Source organism: Pseudoxanthomonas winnipegensis (assembly GCF_030322905.1).
Classification (GTDB): Bacteria; Pseudomonadota; Gammaproteobacteria; order Xanthomonadales; family Xanthomonadaceae; genus Pseudoxanthomonas_A; species Pseudoxanthomonas_A winnipegensis.
On the sequence record NZ_CP095475.1, the window covers coordinates 3,502,182 to 3,521,259 of the forward strand.

At 70.9% G+C, this 19,078-nt stretch carries 18 protein-coding genes; 5 read left to right on the forward strand and 13 right to left on the reverse strand.

Annotation, left to right across the window (positions count from 1 at the left end; all coding sequences use genetic code 11):
• The first annotated feature begins 42 nt into the window (after nt 1-42).
• Nucleotides 43-978 (forward strand): copper resistance protein B, encoded by a 936-nt coding sequence (locus MWN52_RS15365; protein ID WP_425608134.1) that lies wholly within the window; start codon nt 43-45, stop codon nt 976-978.
• A 35-nt stretch (nt 979-1,013) separates the two neighbouring features.
• Nucleotides 1,014-1,292, forward strand: a complete 279-nt coding sequence (locus tag MWN52_RS15370) for a hypothetical protein (protein ID WP_286575356.1) — start codon at nt 1,014-1,016, stop codon at nt 1,290-1,292.
• A gap of 91 nt (nt 1,293-1,383) precedes the next feature.
• Here MWN52_RS15370 and MWN52_RS15375 read toward each other — a convergent pair whose 3' ends face one another.
• The 3 genes from MWN52_RS15375 to MWN52_RS15385 are packed head-to-tail and all read right to left on the reverse strand — an operon-like array spanning nt 1,384 to nt 5,056.
• On the reverse strand, nt 1,384-2,025 hold the full coding sequence (locus tag MWN52_RS15375; RefSeq protein ID WP_286575357.1) for a response regulator: 642 nt from the start codon (nt 2,023-2,025) through the stop codon (nt 1,384-1,386).
• The gene (locus tag MWN52_RS19570; protein ID WP_345783519.1) at nt 2,025-3,974 is read right to left on the reverse strand and encodes an ATP-binding protein; all 1,950 of its coding nucleotides are present in this window, start codon (nt 3,972-3,974) and stop codon (nt 2,025-2,027) included. The genes MWN52_RS15375 and MWN52_RS19570 overlap by 1 nt, the downstream gene beginning before the upstream one ends.
• A 44-nt stretch (nt 3,975-4,018) precedes the next feature.
• Nucleotides 4,019-5,056, reverse strand: a complete 1,038-nt coding sequence (locus MWN52_RS15385) for a ligand-binding sensor domain-containing protein (RefSeq protein WP_286575358.1) — start codon at nt 5,054-5,056, stop codon at nt 4,019-4,021.
• A gap of 96 nt (nt 5,057-5,152) precedes the next feature.
• Here MWN52_RS15385 and MWN52_RS15390 point away from each other — a divergent pair, with 96 nt between their 5' ends.
• The 3 genes from MWN52_RS15390 (at nt 5,153) to MWN52_RS15400 (ending at nt 7,614) form a co-directional block, all read left to right on the forward strand.
• Entirely contained in the window at nt 5,153-5,524 is a 372-nt protein-coding gene (locus MWN52_RS15390; RefSeq protein WP_286575359.1) for a hypothetical protein, read from the forward strand.
• A gap of 224 nt (nt 5,525-5,748) precedes the next feature.
• Nucleotides 5,749-6,591, forward strand: coding sequence for an alpha/beta fold hydrolase (locus tag MWN52_RS15395; RefSeq protein ID WP_286577765.1), 843 nt, complete (start codon nt 5,749-5,751; stop codon nt 6,589-6,591).
• Between the two features lie 330 nt (nt 6,592-6,921).
• A complete protein-coding gene (locus tag MWN52_RS15400) occupies nt 6,922-7,614 on the forward strand; it encodes an alpha/beta fold hydrolase (protein ID WP_286575361.1) in 693 nt (230 codons plus the stop codon).
• 50 nt (nt 7,615-7,664) lie between these two features.
• Here MWN52_RS15400 and MWN52_RS15405 read toward each other — a convergent pair whose 3' ends face one another.
• The 10 genes from MWN52_RS15405 to dtd all read right to left on the reverse strand — a co-directional run bounded on the left by MWN52_RS15405 (nt 7,665) and on the right by dtd (nt 19,008).
• Complete coding sequence (locus MWN52_RS15405) at nt 7,665-9,047, reverse strand: ATP-binding protein (protein WP_286577766.1); 1,383 nt, start codon at nt 9,045-9,047, stop codon at nt 7,665-7,667.
• Between the two features lie 29 nt (nt 9,048-9,076).
• Nucleotides 9,077-9,745: a response regulator transcription factor gene (locus MWN52_RS15410; RefSeq protein WP_286575363.1), complete on the reverse strand. Its 669-nt coding sequence runs from the start codon at nt 9,743-9,745 to the stop codon at nt 9,077-9,079.
• Nucleotides 9,746-9,768: 23 nt separating this feature from the next.
• Complete coding sequence (locus MWN52_RS15415) at nt 9,769-10,440, reverse strand: tetratricopeptide repeat protein (RefSeq protein WP_286575365.1); 672 nt, start codon at nt 10,438-10,440, stop codon at nt 9,769-9,771.
• Nucleotides 10,421-11,260: an SDR family oxidoreductase gene (locus MWN52_RS15420; protein ID WP_286577767.1), complete on the reverse strand. Its 840-nt coding sequence runs from the start codon at nt 11,258-11,260 to the stop codon at nt 10,421-10,423. The genes MWN52_RS15415 and MWN52_RS15420 overlap by 20 nt, the downstream gene beginning before the upstream one ends.
• Nucleotides 11,260-11,934, reverse strand: coding sequence for an iron-containing redox enzyme family protein (locus MWN52_RS15425; RefSeq protein ID WP_286575366.1), 675 nt, complete (start codon nt 11,932-11,934; stop codon nt 11,260-11,262). Before MWN52_RS15425 ends, MWN52_RS15420 begins: the two co-directional genes overlap by 1 nt.
• Complete coding sequence (locus MWN52_RS15430; RefSeq protein WP_425608046.1) at nt 11,913-13,418, reverse strand: AMP-binding protein; 1,506 nt, start codon at nt 13,416-13,418, stop codon at nt 11,913-11,915. Before MWN52_RS15430 ends, MWN52_RS15425 begins: the two co-directional genes overlap by 22 nt.
• Nucleotides 13,415-14,080 (reverse strand): thermostable hemolysin, encoded by a 666-nt coding sequence (locus MWN52_RS15435; protein ID WP_345783497.1) that lies wholly within the window; start codon nt 14,078-14,080, stop codon nt 13,415-13,417. Before MWN52_RS15435 ends, MWN52_RS15430 begins: the two co-directional genes overlap by 4 nt.
• Nucleotides 14,081-14,182: 102 nt before the next feature.
• Nucleotides 14,183-16,135 (reverse strand): glucans biosynthesis glucosyltransferase MdoH, encoded by a 1,953-nt coding sequence (gene mdoH, locus MWN52_RS15440; RefSeq protein ID WP_286575368.1) that lies wholly within the window; start codon nt 16,133-16,135, stop codon nt 14,183-14,185.
• Between the two features lie 411 nt (nt 16,136-16,546).
• Nucleotides 16,547-18,412, reverse strand: coding sequence for an RNA polymerase sigma factor RpoD (rpoD, locus tag MWN52_RS15445; protein ID WP_130535096.1), 1,866 nt, complete (start codon nt 18,410-18,412; stop codon nt 16,547-16,549).
• 158 nt (nt 18,413-18,570) lie between these two features.
• Entirely contained in the window at nt 18,571-19,008 is a 438-nt protein-coding gene (gene dtd, locus MWN52_RS15450; protein WP_130516857.1) for a D-aminoacyl-tRNA deacylase, read from the reverse strand.
• Nucleotides 19,009-19,078: the final 70 nt, after the last annotated feature.

Consider the following 19,078-nt stretch of genomic DNA (forward strand, 5'->3'; position numbering starts at 1 on the left):
GATCACTCCACGATGGATCACTCCACGATGGATCACTCCTCGATGGATCACTCCTCGATGGATCACTCCTCGATGGACCACTCCGCGATGGACCACTCCACGATGGATCACTCCACGATGGATCACTCCTCGATGGATCACTCCTCGATGGATCACTCCTCGATGGACCACTCCGCGATGGACCACTCCACGATGGATCACTCCACGATGGATCACTCCTCGATGGACCACTCCGCGATGGACCATTCGGCGATGGATCACGGCGCATCGCAGCAACCGCGCGAGCCCATTCCCGTCCTGACCGACGCAGACCGCGCGGCCGCCTTCCCGCAGCTCTCGCACGCCTCCATGGCGCATGGCCCGACGCTCAACTGGCTGGTGCAGCTGGATCGCCTGGAGGCATGGAACGCCAGCGATGCGCACGGCCAGGCCTGGGAAGCCAGCAGCTGGATCGGCGGCGACGTGAATCGCCTGTGGCTGCGCAGCGAAGGCGAGCGCAGCGCGGGTCGCACCGAATCGGCCGATCTGGAAGTGCTCTACGGCCGCAGCATCACGCCCTGGTGGGATCTGGTCGCCGGCGTGCGCCAGGACTTCCGCCCGCGCGACGGGCGCACCTGGGCCGCGCTCGGCGTGCAGGGCCTGGCGCCGTACAAGTTCGAGGTCGCCGCCACCGCGTATCTGGGCAGCGCGGGCCAGCTCGGCGCGCGCCTGGAGGCCGAGTACGAGCTGCTGCTCACCAACCGCCTGATCCTGCAGCCGCGCATCGAGGCCGACCTGTCGGCCAAGGACGATCCGCGCACCGGCCAGGGCAGCGGGCTCAACAGTGTCGAGGCCGGGCTGCGCCTGCGCTACGAGGTCACCCGCCGCTTCGCGCCCTACATCGGCGTGAACCACACCCGCTCCTTCGGCGGCAGCGCCGACGCGGCCGACCACCCGCGCGAGACCGCGCTGGTGGCCGGTGTGCGCGTGTGGTTCTGAGGTTCCCCTTCTTCTCCCACCCCAAGAGGCTCTCCATGAAACATCCGTTCTTCGCTGTCTCCCTGGTCTGCGCCGGTCTGCTTTCCGGCGCCGCCTGGGCCGGTCCGCAGGCGCACCCGCATGGCGACCATGCCGCGGCCGCGCCGGCCCAGGGCGACTTCGCCGCGCTGGACAGGAACCACGACGGCTTCATCGACAAGGCCGAGCTGCCCAAGGACCATCCGCTGGCGCCGCATTTCGGCATGATCGACATGGACCGCGACGGCAAGCTCAGCCCGGCCGAATACGACGCCGGCCTGAAGATGCTGCGCTGACCTCAGCGCAGTGCAAGGCGAGCCCGGCGCGTCGGAACGCATGAGCAACGCGCCGGGCCCGCCATCACGCGCACACGAATCCTCGCCGCGCCTACAGCTCGATCCGCTCCAGCGAGATGATCCCGCGCTGCAGGGCGATGGTGACCGCATGCGTGCGATCGCGCGCGCCGAGCTTGGCCATCAGGCTCTTCATGTGCGCCTTGACGGTCTGTTCGGAGATCGACAGGCGCTGGCCGATGGCCTTGTTGGTCAGCCCGCTGGCGGCGGCCGACAGGACCACGGTCTCGCGCTGGGACAGCCCGTCGTCGGCCACGTGGCAGGCGATGCCCTCGGCGATGTGCATCGGCATGCGCGGGCGCTGGCCGGCGAAGACCGCGCGGATGGTATCCAGCAGGTCGTGGCGCAGCATGTCCTTGAGCAGATAGCCGGCGGCGCCGGCCTGCAGCGCGCGCACCGCGCGCGCATCGCCGCTGTAGGTGGTCAGCACCAGGATGCGCGCACGCGGATCGTGCCGGCGCAGCCGCTCGATGGCTTCCACACCGTCCATGCCGGGCATCTGCAGATCCATCAGCACCACATCGGGCGCCAGCTGCGCGTAACGCTCCAGGGCCTGGTGGCCGTCTCCGGCCTCGCCCAGCAGGCGCATGTCCGGCTGCGCCTCGAGCATGGCGCGCAGCCCGTCGCGCAACAGCGGGTGATCGTCCACCACCAGCACGCCGATCTGCGATTGCATCACGCGTCCTCCTGCGAAGCCCGGCGCAGGCGCTGCCACCAGCGCGTCCGTGCCACAGCGTAGGCGCGCGCGGCCGGGACCGAAAGGGCGATCTCCGTGCCCATCCGCGGCGCCGACCACACCTGCAGCGTGCCGCCGATGCGCGCGGCGCGCTCGCGCATGCCGCGCAGGCCGAAGTGCGCGCGCCTGGCCTGCGCGTCGGCCGGCATGCCCAGGCCGTCGTCGCGCACGCGCAGGTGCAGCGCCTCGCGGCCGTAGCCGATCTCCACTTCGATGGCCTTGGCCTGGGCGTGGCGCAGCGCGTTGGTCAGCGCCTCGCGCCCGATCAGGAACGCCTCCTCGGCCACGCAGGTCGGCAGCGCGCGCGGCTGGCCTTCGATCAGCAGGCGCAGGCTGGGCGCCGGACCGTCGGCCAGGCGCTTGCCGACCGCCGCCAGGCGCGCGCCCAGTTCGATGCGCGTGTCCTCGCCGCGCAGGCCGACCACCCGCTCGCGCCCCTCGCGCAGGGTGGATTCGGCCAGCTCCAGGGCGTGCTCCACCTCGTGCCGCACCGGCTCGGTCGGCGGCAGCCGCTGGTTGGCCGCATGCAGCCGCAGCACCAGGCCCTGCATGCCCTGCAGCAAGGTGTCGTGCAGGTCGCGGGCGATGCGTTCGCGCTCGCCGTGGCGTTCCTCCAGGCGCGCGCGCCAGCGCGCGGCCAGCGCGCGGCTGCGCAGGACGATGACCGCGGCGATCGCCAGCGCCAGCAGCACCAGCATCGCCACGCGGAACAGCCCGGTTTGGGTCCACGCGGGGCGGATGGCGAAGCCCGCCTGGACCGGCACGCTCCACACGCCGTCCTCGTTGGCGGCCATGACCTCGAAGCGATAGCGCCCCGGCTGCAGGTTGGCGTAGCGCACCTGGGCCAGCTCGCCCATCTCGCGCCAGTGCGCATCCACGCCCTCCAGGCGGACCCGGTAGCGCACCCGGTCCGGGCGCGCGAGGCTGGCGGCGGAATAGTCCAGCTCCAGCTCGCGCGTGCGCTTGGGCAGGACCAGCCCGTCGATCAGCGGCCGCCGGCCCTGGCCCGACACCACCTCGCCCAGGCGGACCTGCGGCGCGACGCGGTTGCGCGCGATGGCATTCACGTCCAGCCAGGCCAGGCCCTGGTTGCTCGCCATCCACAGCAGCCCATCCTGGCCCAGCGCCAACGTCGGCACGGCACTGGCCTGCAGGGCGACGCCGGGCAGACCGTCGACGGCGTCGAAGGCGCGGGCCTGGTCCAGCGGCAACCCGGTGGCGGCGCTGCGCCGCAGGTCGTCGGGCGAGACGCGCACCAGCCCCCGGATGCCGTAAAGCCACAGGTCGCCTTCGCCCTGGCGCACGATGCCGCTGATGCCGAGCAGCAGGTCCTCGCGCAGTCCACGCACGCGGGCATAGCCGCCCGCCGCGTCGGCCAGCGCCAGGCCTTCCTCGCCCGCGACCAAGGTCAGCGCCTGGTCGCGGTACAGCCCGGTGATCGGCCCCACGCCGGCCTGCGACACCGTCGCCGCGCCCTGCGCATCGTCCGCCAACACGGCGACACCGCCGTCCGGGTAGCCGACCAGCAGCGCGCCGCGCGCATCCACCTGCAGGGCCGAGCAGCGCCGGTCGGGCAGGCGCGTCTCGCGTAACCAGCCGCTGCCGGCGTTGCGCAGCACGCCGCCCGCGGTCGCGCACACCCACACGGCCTGCGCGGACTGGATCAGGGCCGAGACCTCGCCCGGCCCTGCGTCGGACGGCGCTGCGGCCATCGCGGCCGGACGCGGCGAACGCACGATCCGACCCCCTTGCCAGCGCCAGACCGCTGCGGCGTCCTGCGCCGGCATCGGGCGCTGCCCCTGGCCCAGCGCCGCCAGGCGGGCGCGGTCCAGCGGCCAGACGGTGCCGGCCTCGCCATAGGCGCGCACCTGCTGCCCCGGCAGCGTCATCAGCGTGTCCGGCGCATCGCGCCCCGGCCAGGCCAGGCGATGGATCAGGTGTCGGCGGAATCGCGACAGGCCCAGATTGGTGCCCACCCAGACGTCGCCCTCCAGGTCTTCCAGCACCGGCGAGGCATAGGTGGAAGGCAGGCCCTGGCCGACATCGAAGCGTTCGATACGCGGCATGGCGTCGGAGCGCTCCCAGCGCAGCCGCACGATCCCGCCGCCGCCCAGCACGCTGCCCCACAGGCTGCCATCGCGCTGGAAGGCGAAGCGCTGCAGGCGCAGCTGCGGCAGGGCGCGCCGCTGCCGCGCATCTTCCGGCAACAGCCCGGCGCGGTCGGCCACCGGCCACAGGCCGCGCCTGCGATCGGCCACCCACACCGTGCCGTCCGGCGCCTGCGCCAGGCCGCGTAGCGGGTCAGCGGCACGCCGGCATCCAGGAAGCGCTGCCCCGCGCGCGGCAGATACAGCAGGCGATCGGCCGTGGCCACCCACAGGGTGCCGCCCGCGTCGCACAGCACCCAGTACGCCTCGCCCGCGGCGAAGCCCTGCCCGGCCTGCGGCGCGCGCCAGCGCTGCCCGTCGAACCAGCGCAGGCCGTCGCCGTTGGCCACCCACCAGCGCCCCTGCCCGTCGCGCGCCATCGAGAACGCGATCCCCGGCGGCAGGCCCTGCTCTGGGCCGTAGCGCTGCAGCGTCTGGCCATGCAGATGGAAGACGCCGGCATCGTAGGTGCCCGCCCAGACACCCCCGGCGCCGTCGTCCTTGAGCACGGTGAGGTTGTTGGAGGGGAAGGCCTGCCCCGGCGGCGGCGCGGTGCGCATGAAGCGCTGCCCGTCGAAGCGGTAGAGCCCGCTGCCGGTACCCAGCCACAGGGCGCGATCGCGGCCCTGGAACATGTCCCAGATATCGGCCGGGGCGCCGCGTTCGAGCGTCCAGCTGCTGTGGTCGAATCCCGACAGCGCCGCGTCCGGCGGCGCGTCTTCGGCGTGCGCGAGGCACGGCCACAGCCAGGCCAGGACCAGCCACGCCGAGCACGCGCGGATGATCCAGTTCCCTCGGTGTCCCTGCACGCCGGCGCCCCTCATGGATCGATTGTGTCAGGACAGGGGGGCGCGCTGACGCCTCTTTCGGGGGATGCGCAGCGCGCCTTGACCATGCGCCCATCGCGGGCGGAGGTGGCCATGCAGCGACTGTTCTCGATGTTTCCCGACCGGGGGCCCGGCGTGGGCCTGCTGCTGCTGCGCGTGGCGCTGGCGGTGGCGCTGTGGCAGTCGCGCACGGCGGGCAGCCCTGCGTGGACCGGCGTGGCACTGGCGGGCGGCCTGCTGCTGATCTGCGGCTGGCTCACGCCGCTGGCGCTGCTGCTCGCCTGCGTGCATGCGCTGGCGCACCTGGCCGTCGATCAGGCGCCGACCCTGCTGCTCATCGCCGGCCTGGCCTTGCTGGGCCCCGGCGCGTACTCGCTGGACGCACGGCGCTTCGGCCGCCGCGTCGTCCGCCACGACGCCGCGTCCCCCGAAAGAGGGAGCGACGGACGCAACGAACGAGGGTAGGCGTCCCTGTGTCGCTGGCGACACGATGGCCTTCGCCCCACCGCGCCTGACCGGGCGGCATTTCCGCCGAAGGAGCCCTTCGCATGTCGCACGACCCGCACGATCCCCTGACGTTCACCCGTCGTCAGACCCTCCAGGCCGGTGCCGCCCTGATCGCCACCGCCGTCCTGCCGGCCGTGGCCCTGCCACGACCGGCCCCCTCGACCGCACAAGGAAATCCGCCCATGACCAGCAGCTACGTCCAGACCAAAGACGGCGTCCAGATCTTTTACAAGGACTGGGGCCCGAAGAACGCCCAGCCCATCGTGTTCCACCACGGCTGGCCGCTGTCCTCGGACGACTGGGACGCGCAGATGATGTTCTTCGTCCAGCACGGCTACCGCGTGGTCGCCCATGACCGGCGCGGCCACGGCCGTTCGGCCCAGGTCAGCGAAGGCCACGACATGGACCACTACGCCGCCGACGCCTCGGCCGTGGCCGAACACCTGGACCTGCGCAACGCCGTGCATATCGGCCACTCCACCGGCGGTGGCGAGGTGGCGCGCTACGTGGCCAGGTTCGGCCAGCCGCAGGGCCGCGTGGCCAAGGCCGTGCTGGTGAGCGCCGTGCCGCCGCTGATGCTCAAGACCCCGACCAGTCCGGAAGGCCTGCCGCTGGAGGTGTTCGACGGCTTCCGCAACAGCACCGCCAGCAACCGCGCGCAGTTCTTCCTCGACGTGGCCGCAGGTCCGTTCTACGGCTTCAACCGGCCCGATGCGAAGGTCTATCCCGGCGTGGTCCAGAACTGGTGGCGCCAGGGCATGATGGGCAGCGCCAAGGCCCACGTCGATGGCGTCAAGGCCTTCTCCGAGACCGACCAGACCGAAGACCTCAAGGCCATCACCGTGCCGACCCTGGTCCTGCACGGCGACGACGACCAGGTGGTGCCGATCCAGGCCTCGGCGCTGAAGTCGATCAAGCTGCTCAGGAACGGCACGCTCAAGGTCTACAAGGGCTACCCGCACGGCATGCTGACCACGCACGCCGACGTCATCAACCCGGACCTGCTCGCCTTCGTCAAGAGCTGAGGACGCGCACGCCACGGCAGCCCGGAAGCAAATGTGGGAGTGGCACCTGGGAAGAGTTGGAGTGGACGTCGGAGCGAGTGCGGGTGGGAGCCGGCATGCCGGCGATGAGGCCTTCCCGCTAGAGCCCCTCACCGCCATGGCGGTCCCCGTCTGTAGAGCGGAGCTTGCTCCGCTGGGGCCTTCCCTAAGAACCGAACGAAAAGCAGCGGAGCAAGCTCCGCTCTACAGGCACGCCGCTGCGAGATTTGAGGAGACCGGTGCCCCCACGCTCTTTCCCACATCCGCAAAAGCGCGCGACGCGACACGTCGCTTCATCAGGAGAAATCGTCGATGGCACAGGCCCCCAATCCCACCGTCGTCCTGGTGCACGGCGCCTGGGCCGACGCCTCCAGCTGGCGCGCCGTCATCGCGCGGCTGCTGCGCGCGCGGCTGCAGGTGGTCGCCGTGCAGAACCCGACCACGTCGCTGGCCGACGACGTCGCGGCCACCCGCCGCACCCTCCAGGCCATCGATGGCCCGGTCGTCCTGGTCGGGCACAGCTGGGGCGGCACGGTCATCACCGAGGCCGGCAACGACCCGAAGGTGCGCGCGCTGGTCTACGTGGCGGCCTTCGCGCCCGATGCCGGCGAGTCGACCGGCGATCAAGTGGGCCAGCACCCGCCGCCGCCCGGACTGGGCGGGGTCGTGCCGTTCGGCGAAGGGTTCCTCAAGATGGGTGAGGCCAGCTGGATCGCCAACGTCGCCCAGGACCTGCCCGAGGAAGAAGCCCGCACGCTGGCCGTGGTGCAGACGCCGCTGGCGCTGACCACCTTCAACGACAGGATCGGCCATGCGGCCTGGCGCGACCGACCGAACTGGTACGTCGTGTCCAGTCAGGACAGGGCGGTCAGCGTCGATCTGCAGCGCGCCTTGGCCACGCGTCTACAGGCCCGCACCACCGAACTGCCCGCCAGCCACATGTCGCCGCTGTCCATGCCGGACGCGGTGGCCGGGGTCATCGCGCAGGCGGTCGCCGCGGTCTGAGGACGGCCCGCACGAAAGCCGACTCACCCCACACACGTCCCGGAGCGGCGTCAGTGCGAGGCCGCGCGCGGCGGGCCGGGCAGGTAGACGCGCACCTCGAGCCCGCCCAGCGTGTGGGACGTGGCCAGTTCGATCCGCCCGCGATGCGCGCGCACCACTTCGTCGGCGATCGCCAGGCCCAGCCCGCTGCCCTCCACGCCGCTTCCCAGTTCGCGATGGAAGCGAAGGAACACGCGCTCGCGCGCCGCGGGCGGGATGCCCGGGCCGGAGTCGGCGACACACAGCAGGACGCCACCGATGGTGTCCTGGGTCGAGACCACGAGGCAGCCGCCCTCCGGCGCGTAGCGCGCGGCGTTCTCCACCAGGCTGCGCACCAGCAACGACAGGCCCAGCTCATCGCCACAGACGCGGCACTCGCCGAAGGCGGTGGCGACGGTCTGCTGCCGGGCGCGTGTCAGCGGCGCGATGTCGTCCAGTTCCATGGCCACCAGCGCGTCCAGGTCCAGCACCTGCATCCGCGCCGAGGAATGGCCGTGCTCGGCGCGGCTGAGCGAGAGCAGTTGGGACACCAGGCGCTCGATGCGCTCGACGCTGGCGTCGAGATGACGCTGGGAGTCCTCGCGCTCGGTCTCGCCGCGCGCCATGCGCACATTGCCGGCATGCACCTTCAGCGCGCTGATCGGGGTGCGCAGTTCGTGCGCCGCGTCGGCGATGAAGCGGCGCTCGCGGGCCAGCGCTTCCTCCAGACGACGCAGCAGCGCATTGAGCGCGCCGACCAGCCCCTGCACTTCCAGCGGCAGGTTGAGCGGCGCCAATGGCTGCATGTTCTCCGGATCGCGCTCGCCGATCTGATCGGACAGCCGCACCAGCGAGCGCGTGGCCCAGCGCACCGCCAGCCAGGTCAGCAGCGCCATCAGCGGCAGGGCCAACAGCAGCGGCAACAGTGTCCCCAGCGCGATGTCGCCGGCCAGTTCCTCGCGGATGTCGGCGCGTTCGGCGGACTGGAACCAGCGCCCCTGCGGCGAATGCAGGGTGAACACGCGCCAGCGCTCGCCGGCGACCACCGCGTCGGCATAGCCCGCGCGCAGCGGCGCGAACGGCACCGACGGCGCACTGTCCGAGCGCAACAGCAGGCGGCGATCGTCCTTCCACACCTGGAAGGCGAGCTTGGTCTCGTAGGCGTGTCCGGTGTCGAACGCCAGCGCCTCGCCCACGCCCTGCGCCTGGCCGTGCCAGCCGCGCAGCACGATGGGCTCGCCGGGGTGATCGGCGACATCGCCCAGCGGCTCGTCCATCAGGCTGGACAGCACGCGCGCCGATTGCACCAGGCGCGCGTCGAACATCTCGCCCGCCTCCTGCAGCCCGGCGTGATAGCTGAAGCCGGCCGCCAGCGCCATCAGCACCGACACGATGCCCAGCAGCGACACCAGCAGCATGCGCCGGATCGAATGCGCGCGCGGCCTCACTGCGTGGCCTCCATGTCCAAGGCATAGCCGATGCCGCGCACCGTGCGGATCAGGCTGGCCGAAAGCTTGCGACGCAGCTGGTGCACATGCACATCCACCGCATTGCTGGCCACGTCCGCATCCCAGCCGTAAAGATGCTGCTGGATGGTGTCGCGCCCCAGCGGGCGTCCGCGCTGTTCCATCAGCAGCCGCAGCAACGCGAACTCGCGCCGGGTCAGGTCCAGGCCCTTGCCGTGCCAGCTCACGGTCAGCCGCGCGGGGTCCAGCTGCAGCGCGCCGGCCTCGAGCGTGGGCCGCGCGCGACCCGCGCTGCGGCGCAGCAGGGCGCGCACGCGGGCGAGCAGTTCGGCCGTGTCGAAGGGCTTGCCCAGGTAGTCGTCGGCGCCCACGTCCAGCCCCAGGGTGCGATCGGCAGGACGCTCGCGCGCGCTCAGCACCAGGATCGGGAGGTCGGCCCCCTGCGCGCGCGCGCGCCGGATGACCTCGATCCCATCCATGCGCGGCAGCCCCAGGTCCAGCAGGACCAGATCGAACGCGCCATCGCCGATGGCGGCCAGTGCCGCGGCACCCTCCTGTACCCAGTCCACCGTGAAGGCCGCCCGCCGCAGCGCCGTGCGAATGCCCTCACCCAGCGAGACATCGTCTTCCACCAGCAGGATGCGCATGTCGGGCAGTGTGCTGGCGCGGCTCAGGGCTTGGCAAGGTGCGGGCGCACCTGCGCGAGCTTGGCCGCGATCTCCTGCCGGCGCCCTTCATCGGCGACCTTGCGATCGGGACGATCCGGCGCGGCCAGCGCCTTGTTCAGCGCGGCCTGTGCGCCCGCCCAGTCCTTCTGGTCGCGCAGGAAGTCGCCATAGAAGTAGTTGGCGTCGATGCCGTTGGGGTTGATCTCCAGCCCCTTGCGCAGCATCTGCCGGGCGGTATCGTCGTTGCCGAAGCCGATCGGCCAGCCAGGCACCTGGTAGTAGAGCGCGCCCAGACTCGTATAGGCCGAGCCTTCCAGCGCGGCGGGGTCGCGCTTCAACGCGGTCTCGAAGTCGGCCTTGGCCTGCTTGACCAGCGACAGCGCGCCCATGCCGCCCTTCTCGCCCGCCCAGCTGGACAGCACGATGCCCTCCCAGATCAGCGCCGCGGCATCGTCGGGCCTGGCCTGGCGCACCTGCGCGGCCTGCGCGGCCAGCGCCTCGAATGCGGCCGCGCGCTGCGCCTTGGGCAACTGGTAGTTCACTTCCGCCCAGCGATCGCGGATGCGGACCACGTCGGCGGGCACCGGTTGCGTGGCGGCCGAGGCCAGCCCCGCGCAGGCAAGAACGGCGCCGAGGATGGCACCGCGCACGACATCACGGAGCGACAGGTTCATGCACGACCTCGCAGGAAGAAGAAACGGAAGAGCGCCGCGCATGGCGCCGGATGATGGGCAGCTGCGCGAGCAGGCTGCGGTCGACCAGCGCGGGGAAGGCGCCATTGATCCGCACGAACAGTTTTTCCGGCCAGCCCAGCTGGCGGCGCGGCACGCCGCGCACGATGGCGTCCATCAGCTGGCGCGCCACCGCCTCGGGCGTGTCGTAGGCCGTCTTGAGCTCGGCATTGAGCGCGTCCACCTGCGGCGCGTTGAACGCCGTGCGCGTCGCCCGTGGAGACAGATACTGGAACCGCACCGGCGCGTCCGCGTATTCGCGTGCCAGCGATTCGAACAGCCCGCGCAGGCCGAACTTGCTGGCGCTGTAGGCGGAAAACCCGGCGAAGCCGATGCTGCCGAAGGTCGAGCCGATCGCCACCACCGCCGCGCCGCCGCGCCGGTCCAGTAGCGGCAGCAGGTCGTGGATCAGCAGCGCCGGCGACACCAGGTTGGCCTGCAGCGCCTGCGCGAGTTCCGCGCCGGACTGCTCCTCGAACAGGCCGAAACCGGCGTGCGCATGGCCCAGGATCAGCATGGCCGGAGGCGCCGGCAGGCTACGCACGCGCTGGACCAACGCTGCGCGGCCCGGCGCGCTGTCCAGATCGGCCGCGAGCCAGGTGACCATGCCGGTCGGCTGCGTCCCCGCCAGCACCGCCAGGCGCGCGGCGCTGCGCCCGACGGCGAGCACCCGCGCCCCGGCCCGCACCAGTTCAGCGCACAGGACCGAACCGATGCCGCCGCTGGCACCGGTCAGGACGACCGTCCTGCCATCGAGCCGCATCACGCCGCCTCCGCCAGACGCACGCCATCGACGCGCAAGGTGCGGAAGATGTCGCCGTACAGCACATAGAAGCGGCGCGCGGCGTGGACCACCGCCGCCTGGTCGCCGGCATCGTCGAGCCGGTTCATCAGGCCTTCGAAGAAGCCCACATGCTCCACATCCAGGTCGCCATGCGAGAGCAGATAGCTGAAGGCGTTGCGAGGCAGCCCCAGCGTCGCCTCGATGGTGGTGGCCGCGCGGGTGGCCAGGGCGACGCTGGTGCCCTCCAGCACCATCACCATGCCGAAGAAGCCCACCGGGTTGCCGCGGGCGATCGTGTCGTAGGCGTAGGCCACCATCAGCTCGGTCGCCAGCGACGGCGAGGAGGCGGCCGCCGCGGCCCGGTCCGCGCCGCAGGCGGCGATGTCGTCCAGCACCCATTCCTGATGGCCCATCTCCTCCTCGATGTACTCGCCGATGGCCGTACGCAGCCACTCCAGGCGCGCCGGCAGGCGCGCGCCGCAAGCCATCAACAGCGGCACCGTGTGCCGCACGTGGTGATAGGCCTGGCCCAGGAAGGCCACGTAGTCTTCGCGGGCGATCTGCCCGGCCAGGGCCGATTGGATGATCGGGATGGACAGCAGGCCGGCGCGTTCGGCTTGCGTCTGCTGGATCAGGGTGTCGTGGAAGCGCATGGGGAAACTCCGGTAGGGGGAACGTTGAGCGGGTTGCGGTAGGCGGCGTCCACCTGGGCCTGGTAGCGGGCGAGGATGGCTTCGCGCCGCGGGCGTCCGTTGGCCGTCATCAGGCCGTCGGCGGCGGAGAACGGGGCATCCGCGCGGACGAAGCGCGCCACGCGCGCGTAGTCGGGCAGGCCTGCGTTGACCTCGGCCAATGCGCGGGCGATGGCGGCGGCGTCCAGGTCGGGGCGGCGCGGCCAGAGCACGGCGACGTTGTCGGCCTGCGCCTCGCCCCACACCACCGCCTGGGCCAGCGCCGGGTGGGAGAGCAGCTCGCTTTCCACCCATTCGGGCGAAACGTTGCGGCCGAAGGCGGTGATGAAGACGTTCTTGCGGCGACCGGTGACGTGAACGAAACCGGCCTGGTCGATGTGTCCCAGATCGCCGGTGCGGATCGGACCGGGCGCGAGCGTCTCGCCGCCCAGGTAGCCAAGCGCCTTGACGCCGTGGACCAGGATCTCGCCACCGTCGATTTCCACCTGCGCGTGGGGCAGCGGCTGGCCGACGCTGCCGGTGCGTGCGGCGTCGGGCCGGTTGAGGCAGACCACCGAGGCGCATTCGGTCAGGCCGTAGCCTTCGAACACCGGCAGCCCCAGCGCCTGCGCGCGCGCCAGCAGGCCAGGGCCGACCCGGCCACCGCCGACGGCGAGATAGCGCAGGCTCGACGGCAGTGGCGCGCCCTGTTCGGCCGCCATCACCAGGGCCAGCAGCAGTTGGGGCACCAGGATCACGCTCTGCGGCTGGTAGCGATGCAGGCAGCGCAGCAAGGTGGGCACGTCCAGGCCACTGGCGCCGGTGTAGCCGATCTCGGCCAGCGACGGCAGTGCGATCTGCGCATCGGCCAGCAGCGTGGCGTACAGCCCGGCCACGTTCTCCAACAGGGTCGACAGCGGCATCAGGCACAGATGGCGCTGCGGGGCGATGCGCGCGGAGGCGGCCACCAGCGAGCCGGCCACGGTCATCAGCGCCTCCGCATCCAGGCACACGCCCTTGGGGCGCCCGGTCGTACCGGAGGTGTAGGTGACGCAGGCGGTGCCGGCCGGAAGCGCGAGCTCGGCATGCTCCAGCGCCCAGCCCGACAACCCGGTGCCGGCCAGCAGCGGCGCGAGCGAACGCAACCCCTGCCGCGCGCCGGCGCCTTCGGCCACCAGCATCGCCTGGGCCGCGCTGGAGGCCAGCGCGTGGGCCACCTGCTCGTCGGAGAAGAAGGTCGGCAGCGGCACATGCACACCGCCCAGCTGGCGAACGGCCAGATCCAGCACCAGCCACTCCACGCCGTTGTCCAGGCGGCTGGCGATCCGCCGCAGGCCGGCCGTGTCGAGCAGACCGGCCAGCCGCTCCACGCGCGCCAGCAGCGCCAGATCGCCCAACGCGCCCTGCGCGGTCAGCACACGCTCGCTGCGCCCCGCCGAAAGCGCCGGCCACTGCGCGGCGATCACAGCGCACCGGCCAGGCAGAACCCCGTCTGCGGCTGGACCACGGCGTCCTGCGTCTGCCGCGTCAGCAGGTAGGCATGCCCAAGGGCCACGTTGCCGCACATCACCCAGGGCTGGGTGTCGTAATAGCGGCCCCAGTCCGTGGCGGCGCCGTGCAGCCGGTCCGGCCGGGCTTCGGCCAGTTCCACCGGCGACAGCTGCAGGCGCTCGAAGGCGTTGCGCAACTGGCGCGTGGCGGCGAACAGCACCCAGCGGACCTGCGCGGCGTGCAGCAGGCAGGTCAACTGGACGATGAGCTCGCGCGCGGCACCGGGCGTGCGCGCGGCGAAGTTGCCGACCTCGGCCAGGCTCGCCCGCACCGGCGCGGTCATGGCCAGCCGCTGCGCCATGGCGTGTTCGGCCTGGCCGTCCAGGTACTGCTCGACGAACAGCGCGCCTTCGTCGCCCAGGCGGATGCCCACGGCGGCCACCAGCGCGCCGGACGCGTCCCAATAGGCCACCAGGTGCGGCAGGAAGTGGCGCAGGCGCGCGCCATAGCGCGCCTCGTACACCGCGGCGATGAAGGCTTCGACCGCCGTGCGTTGCGGGTGCTGGCGGTCGATCAGCGCCACGTGCGCGAACCGGCCCGCGAAGGGCGCCAGGGTGGGAGTGAGGTTCCAGGTCATGTCGCCAGCCTGGAGGGCCTCGATTAAGTGCCCATGAGCCGTGTGTTAGGCGTTTATCTGGTTTCCGCTAGCAAAGCGTTGGGTGTATGGCTGCGGAAGCGATCAGTTCGCTTCCGCAGCGGCCTCGGCTTCGGCCTCGATGCGCTGGCGCAGGCGGCCGGCGCGGACCAGGATCGCCGGCGGCCGCGTTTCCTCGGGGATGCTGAGCAGCTTGAGCCGGCGCAGCGCCTGCCCCGGTCCACGCGCCGAGGTCAGTGCCACGATCGGGATCGACAGCACCAGGCCGGCGATCACCGGCGACATCCACAGCGCCAGCGAAGGCGAGACGAAGTACGCCGCCGCGCCCATCAGCACGCCGAATACCGACAGCCCGCCGTAGCGGCGCACCAGCAGGCCCCACGGCATCGAGCCGTCGTCGCGGCGCTGCGCGTCCCAGCCCGAGTCCTTGCCGGCCAGCACCTCGGCCACGCCGCGCGACTGCACGTACATCACGATCGGCGCCATCAGCGCGGCCAGCACGCTCTCGATCACGATGCTCACGATCATGCGGAACCAACCGCCGCAGCCGCGTCGCACCTTGCGGTCGGCCAGCACCGCCAGATACCCCATCACCTTGGGCGCGAACAGCGCGAACATCGTCGCCTCGAACACGTACAGGATCCGGTCCGGGTCGAGCGAGCGCCAGTAGCTCACTGGCGAAAAATGCGCCAGGTCCGACAGGCTCAGCAGCGTGCCGGCCTGCTCCAGCGGGATGGCGATGCCGATCAGCATCATCATCGCCCACATCGGCGCGGTCAGGTAATGGCCGATGCCGATCATGAAGTGGGTGCGGCTGATCCAGTGCAGCCCGCGCGTGGGCAGGATGCCCACGTGCTGCAGGTTGCCCTGGCACCAGCGCCGGTCGCGCACCAGCAGGTCGGTCAGCGAGGGCGGGCCCTCCTCGAAGCTGCCGCCCAGCGCCGGCGTCATGTGGCAGGCCCAGCCGCCGCGGCGGATCAGCGCCGCCTCGACGAAGTCGTGGCTAAGCACATGGCCCTTGAACGGGCGCACGCCGCCGAGCTTGGGCAGGCCGGCATGATCGGCGAAGGCCTGGGTGCGGATGACCGCGTTGTGGCCCCAGTAGTTGCTCTCGGTGCCGTGCCACCAGGCCACGCCGTGCGCGATCACCGGGCCGTAGACGCGCCCGGCGAACTGCTGCATGCGCGCGAACAGCGTGCTGCCGTTGACGATCAGCGGCAGCGACTGGATCAGTCCCACGTCCGGGTGGGTCTCCATGCCCCAGGCCAGGCGCACGATGGTGTCGCCGGTCATCAGGCTGTCGGCGTCCAGGATCAGCATCTGCGGATAGGCCGCGCCGAAGCGCCGCACCCACTCGGCGATGTTGCCGGCCTTGCGCTCGGCGTTGTCGGCGCGGTGGCGGTAGTAGAGGTTGGGCGCGCCGCCCAGGCGCTCGCGCAGGCGATGGAACTCCTCCACCTCGTCCATGCGGATCGGCCCGCGCGTGGTGTCGGAGAGGATGAAGAAATCGAAGCGGTCGATATGCCCGGTCTCGCGCACCGACTCGTAGATCGCCTGCAGGCCGGCCATCAGCCGCTGCGGCTCCTCGTTGTAGGTGGGCATCAGCAGCGCGGTGCGCACGGTCGGCGTGGGTAGCGGATCTTCCGGGCGCAGGCCCAGCCGGCGGCGGCGGCGCGTGACGATCAGCAGGAAGCCGGCCAGCGCGCTGCAGAAGGACAGCGACACCCAGGCGAACAGCAGCGCGAACAGGGTCAGGAACAGCCCCTCGAGCAGGTTGATGCCATCGGTCGCCATCACCCGGAACATCTGGTACAGGCCGACCAGCGTGATCGCCAGCGTCCCGCCGAAGATGTAGAGCCGGCGCAGCGCCATGTTCGGCGGCGCCGAGGGCATGGGCGGGCTGCGCAGCTTGCCGGTGCGCAGCGACTGCTGCGGCATCTCCAAAGGCGCCGGCGGCGGCAGCAGTTCGTAGGCGAAGGCCTGCTCGTCGATGACGTGCTCGGGATAGGGCACGCGGATGGGTTCGGCGATCTTCATTCGGTACGACGCGCGGGGCCTGGCTGCGGGAGGGGAATCACGCGCGCGATCGCCACGCTGGCGTGCAGGCGCAGCGGAAGGAACACAACAGGGTCGGACGCGGGGACATGCGCAGAAGAATACAGGCGCCGGCGCGCTTGGCGAGTCCGATCCGCCGGCGAAGGCGACTCGGGCCGCGGCGCGGACGGGGGGCGTTGCGGGAAGACCGCGATGGAGACACCGCAGTCGGCGGCGTTGGCACGCACGCAGACTCCTTGCTGGGGGGACAAGAACGCCGATGCTAGACGATGGAACGTTAGGGTTTTGCCGGACGGCGCGCGCGCCGACGCCGCAGAACGCGACAGGCCCGCCGATGGCGGGCCTGTCGTGGATCGCGTCGCGGGGCCTGGACGGTCCCGCGCCTGGCCTGGATCAGTCGATGTCCAGGAAGCTGCGCAGCGTCTCCGAACGCGAGGGATGACGCAGCTTGCGCAGCGCCTTGGCCTCGATCTGGCGGATGCGCTCGCGGGTGACGTCGAACTGCTTGCCGACCTCTTCCAGGGTGTGGTCGGTGTTCATGTCGATGCCGAAGCGCATGCGCAGCACCTTGGCCTCGCGCGGGGTCAGCCCGGCCAGCACGTCGCGCACCGTTTCCATCAGGTTGATGTTGGTGGTGTTCTCGATCGGGGACTCCACGTTGGTGTCCTCGATGAAGTCGCCCAGGTGCGAGTCCTCGTCGTCGCCGATCGGGGTCTCCATGGAGATCGGCTCCTTGGCGATCTTCATGACCTTGCGGATCTTGTCCTCGGGCATGTCCATCTCCTTGGCCAGCTCCTCCGGCGTGGCCTCGCGGCCGTACTGCTGGAGCATCTGGCGCGAGATGCGGTTGAGCTTGTTGATCGTCTCGATCATGTGCACCGGGATGCGGATGGTGCGCGCCTGGTCGGCGATCGAGCGGGTGATCGCCTGGCGGATCCACCAGGTGGCGTAGGTCGAGAACTTGTAGCCGCGGCGGTATTCGAACTTGTCCACCGCCTTCATCAGGCCGATGTTGCCCTCCTGGATCAGGTCCAGGAACTGCAGGCCGCGGTTGGTGTACTTCTTGGCGATGGAGATCACCAGGCGCAGGTTGGCCTCGACCATTTCCTTCTTGGCCTTGCGCGCCTTGGCCTCGCCATAGGCCATCTGCCGGCTGATGTCCTTCAGATCGGCCAGGGTCAGGTACATCGCCTGCTCCACCTCGATGGTGGCCTGCTGCTGGGCGATGATCTGGTCCTTGACCTCACGCAGGCCCGAGGACCACTTCTGCTTGCGCTTGAGCGCCTCGTCGACCCACTCCAGGTTGGTCTGGTTGCCTTCCCAGGAGCGGATGAAGTCCTTGCGCGGCATCTTGGCGGTGACCGTGGACAGGTGCAGCACGCGGCGCTCCTGGTCCTTGATCTGCTGCAGGACGTCGCGCACGTGCTTGACCAGGTTGTCGGTCAGGGCCAGCGGCAGCTTCAGGGTGACGAACACCTCGGCCATCTCGGCGCGCAGCTTGGCGCCGGTCTTGCTGTCGGCGCCGCTCTTGGCGTAGCCCTTCTTGAACTTGGCCATGGCGGCGGCCATCACTTCCATGCGGCGCGCCACCTCCTCCGGGTCCGGACCGGTCGGGCCGGCTTCCTCTTCGGCGCCGCCCTCTTCGTCCTCATCCTCGTCGTCGGTGTCGGCATCGGCATCGGCGTCGCTGACGTCGGCCGCCTCGACCGCGGGGGCCTCCGGCTCTTCGACGATGTCGTTGAAGCCCACGACCACCTCGGCCAGGCGCTTCTTGCCGGCCTTGTGCAGCTCGTAGTCCTCCAGGACCATGTCCACGATCGACGGCAGCAGGCCCAGCGAGGCCTGCACCTGGCCCAGGCCTTCCTCGATGCGCTTGGCGATGGCGATCTCGCCCTCGCGGGTCAGCAGCTCGACCGTGCCCATCTCGCGCATGTACATGCGCACCGGGTCGGTGGTGCGGCCACCCTCGGTGTCAAGCGAGGTCAGCGCGGCGGCGGCTTCCTCGGCGGCGGTCTCGTCGACCTCGCGGTTGCCGCTGGCCTCGCCGGCCAGCAGCAGGGTCTCGGCATCCGGCGCCACTTCATGGACCTGGATGCCCATGCCGTTGATCATGCCGATGATGTCTTCGATCTGCTCCGGATCGACCATGTCGTCAGGCAGGTGATCGTTGACCTCGGCATAGGTCAGGTAGCCTTGTTCAAGGCCCTTGCTGATCAGCAGCTTGATGTCGGATGCCTGGGCAGGACGTTCGTTGGCCATGAGTGCTTGCGCCGCCTAAAAGAAAAGGTCTGGAGAACCACGTATTATACCGCGCCTGGCTGCAAATAGTTCACCAGCCAGGTCACCGCGCCGCCGCGCGCCCCTATCCCGGGGCCGCGAGATTTGACGCTTTCGCGTCTTGAAGCATTTGCAGCAGCTCAGGGCCGCAGCAGGAAAGTCACCGGGCCGTCGTTGACCAGGTCCACCACCATATGGGCGCCGAAACGCCCGGTTTCCACCCCCCCGTGCCGCGCCCGGCAGACCTCCACCAGCCGGTTGAAGCCGCGTTCAGCCTCTTCCGGCGGGGCGGCGGTGGTGAAGCTGGGCCGCATGCCCGAGGCCGTATCGGCCGCTAGGGTGAACTGGCTGACCAGCAGCAGGCCGCCGCCGGTGTCGGTCAGCGAGCGGTTCATCCGCCCGGCGTCATCGGCGAAGACCCGGTAGCCCAGCAGGCGCTGGGCCATGCGCTGGATCTGCGCCTCGCCGTCGCCCGGCTCCAGCCCGACCAGGGCCAGCAGCCCGGGGCCGATGGCGCCGACGGTCTGGCCGTCCACCGTCACGCTGGCGCGGGTCACCCGCTGGATCAGCGACAACATCGGCTTGAAACTCCTCGGGCACCGGTCTCGGCCGCCCAAGGTGCGGACGGGGGCCGGGCTTTGCAATCCC

What these genes read in the sequence shown, in the direction of transcription:
- MWN52_RS15415 (WP_286575365.1), bottom strand. Translation starts at nt 10,440, where the DNA reads ATGAACCTGTCGCTCCGTGATGTCGTGCGCGGTGCCATCCTCGGCGCC.
- MWN52_RS15375 (WP_286575357.1), bottom strand. Translation starts at nt 2,025, where the DNA reads ATGCAATCGCAGATCGGCGTGCTGGTGGTGGACGATCACCCGCTGTTG.
- MWN52_RS15400 (WP_286575361.1), top strand. Translation starts at nt 6,922, where the DNA reads ATGGCACAGGCCCCCAATCCCACCGTCGTCCTGGTGCACGGCGCCTGG.
- rpoD (WP_130535096.1), bottom strand. Translation starts at nt 18,412, where the DNA reads ATGGCCAACGAACGTCCTGCCCAGGCATCCGACATCAAGCTGCTGATC.
- MWN52_RS15390 (WP_286575359.1), top strand. Translation starts at nt 5,153, where the DNA reads ATGCAGCGACTGTTCTCGATGTTTCCCGACCGGGGGCCCGGCGTGGGC.
- dtd (WP_130516857.1), bottom strand. Translation starts at nt 19,008, where the DNA reads ATGTTGTCGCTGATCCAGCGGGTGACCCGCGCCAGCGTGACGGTGGAC.
- MWN52_RS15370 (WP_286575356.1), top strand. Translation starts at nt 1,014, where the DNA reads ATGAAACATCCGTTCTTCGCTGTCTCCCTGGTCTGCGCCGGTCTGCTT.
- MWN52_RS15385 (WP_286575358.1), bottom strand. Translation starts at nt 5,056, where the DNA reads ATGAGGGGCGCCGGCGTGCAGGGACACCGAGGGAACTGGATCATCCGC.
- MWN52_RS15435 (WP_345783497.1), bottom strand. Translation starts at nt 14,080, where the DNA reads ATGACCTGGAACCTCACTCCCACCCTGGCGCCCTTCGCGGGCCGGTTC.
- MWN52_RS19570 (WP_345783519.1), bottom strand. Translation starts at nt 3,974, where the DNA reads ATGACGCTGCCGGGGCAGCAGGTGCGCGCCTATGGCGAGGCCGGCACC.
- MWN52_RS15425 (WP_286575366.1), bottom strand. Translation starts at nt 11,934, where the DNA reads ATGCGCTTCCACGACACCCTGATCCAGCAGACGCAAGCCGAACGCGCC.
- MWN52_RS15410 (WP_286575363.1), bottom strand. Translation starts at nt 9,745, where the DNA reads ATGCGCATCCTGCTGGTGGAAGACGATGTCTCGCTGGGTGAGGGCATT.
- MWN52_RS15395 (WP_286577765.1), top strand. Translation starts at nt 5,749, where the DNA reads ATGACCAGCAGCTACGTCCAGACCAAAGACGGCGTCCAGATCTTTTAC.
- MWN52_RS15365 (WP_425608134.1), top strand. Translation starts at nt 43, where the DNA reads ATGGATCACTCCTCGATGGATCACTCCTCGATGGACCACTCCGCGATG.
- mdoH (WP_286575368.1), bottom strand. Translation starts at nt 16,135, where the DNA reads ATGAAGATCGCCGAACCCATCCGCGTGCCCTATCCCGAGCACGTCATC.
- MWN52_RS15420 (WP_286577767.1), bottom strand. Translation starts at nt 11,260, where the DNA reads ATGCGGCTCGATGGCAGGACGGTCGTCCTGACCGGTGCCAGCGGCGGC.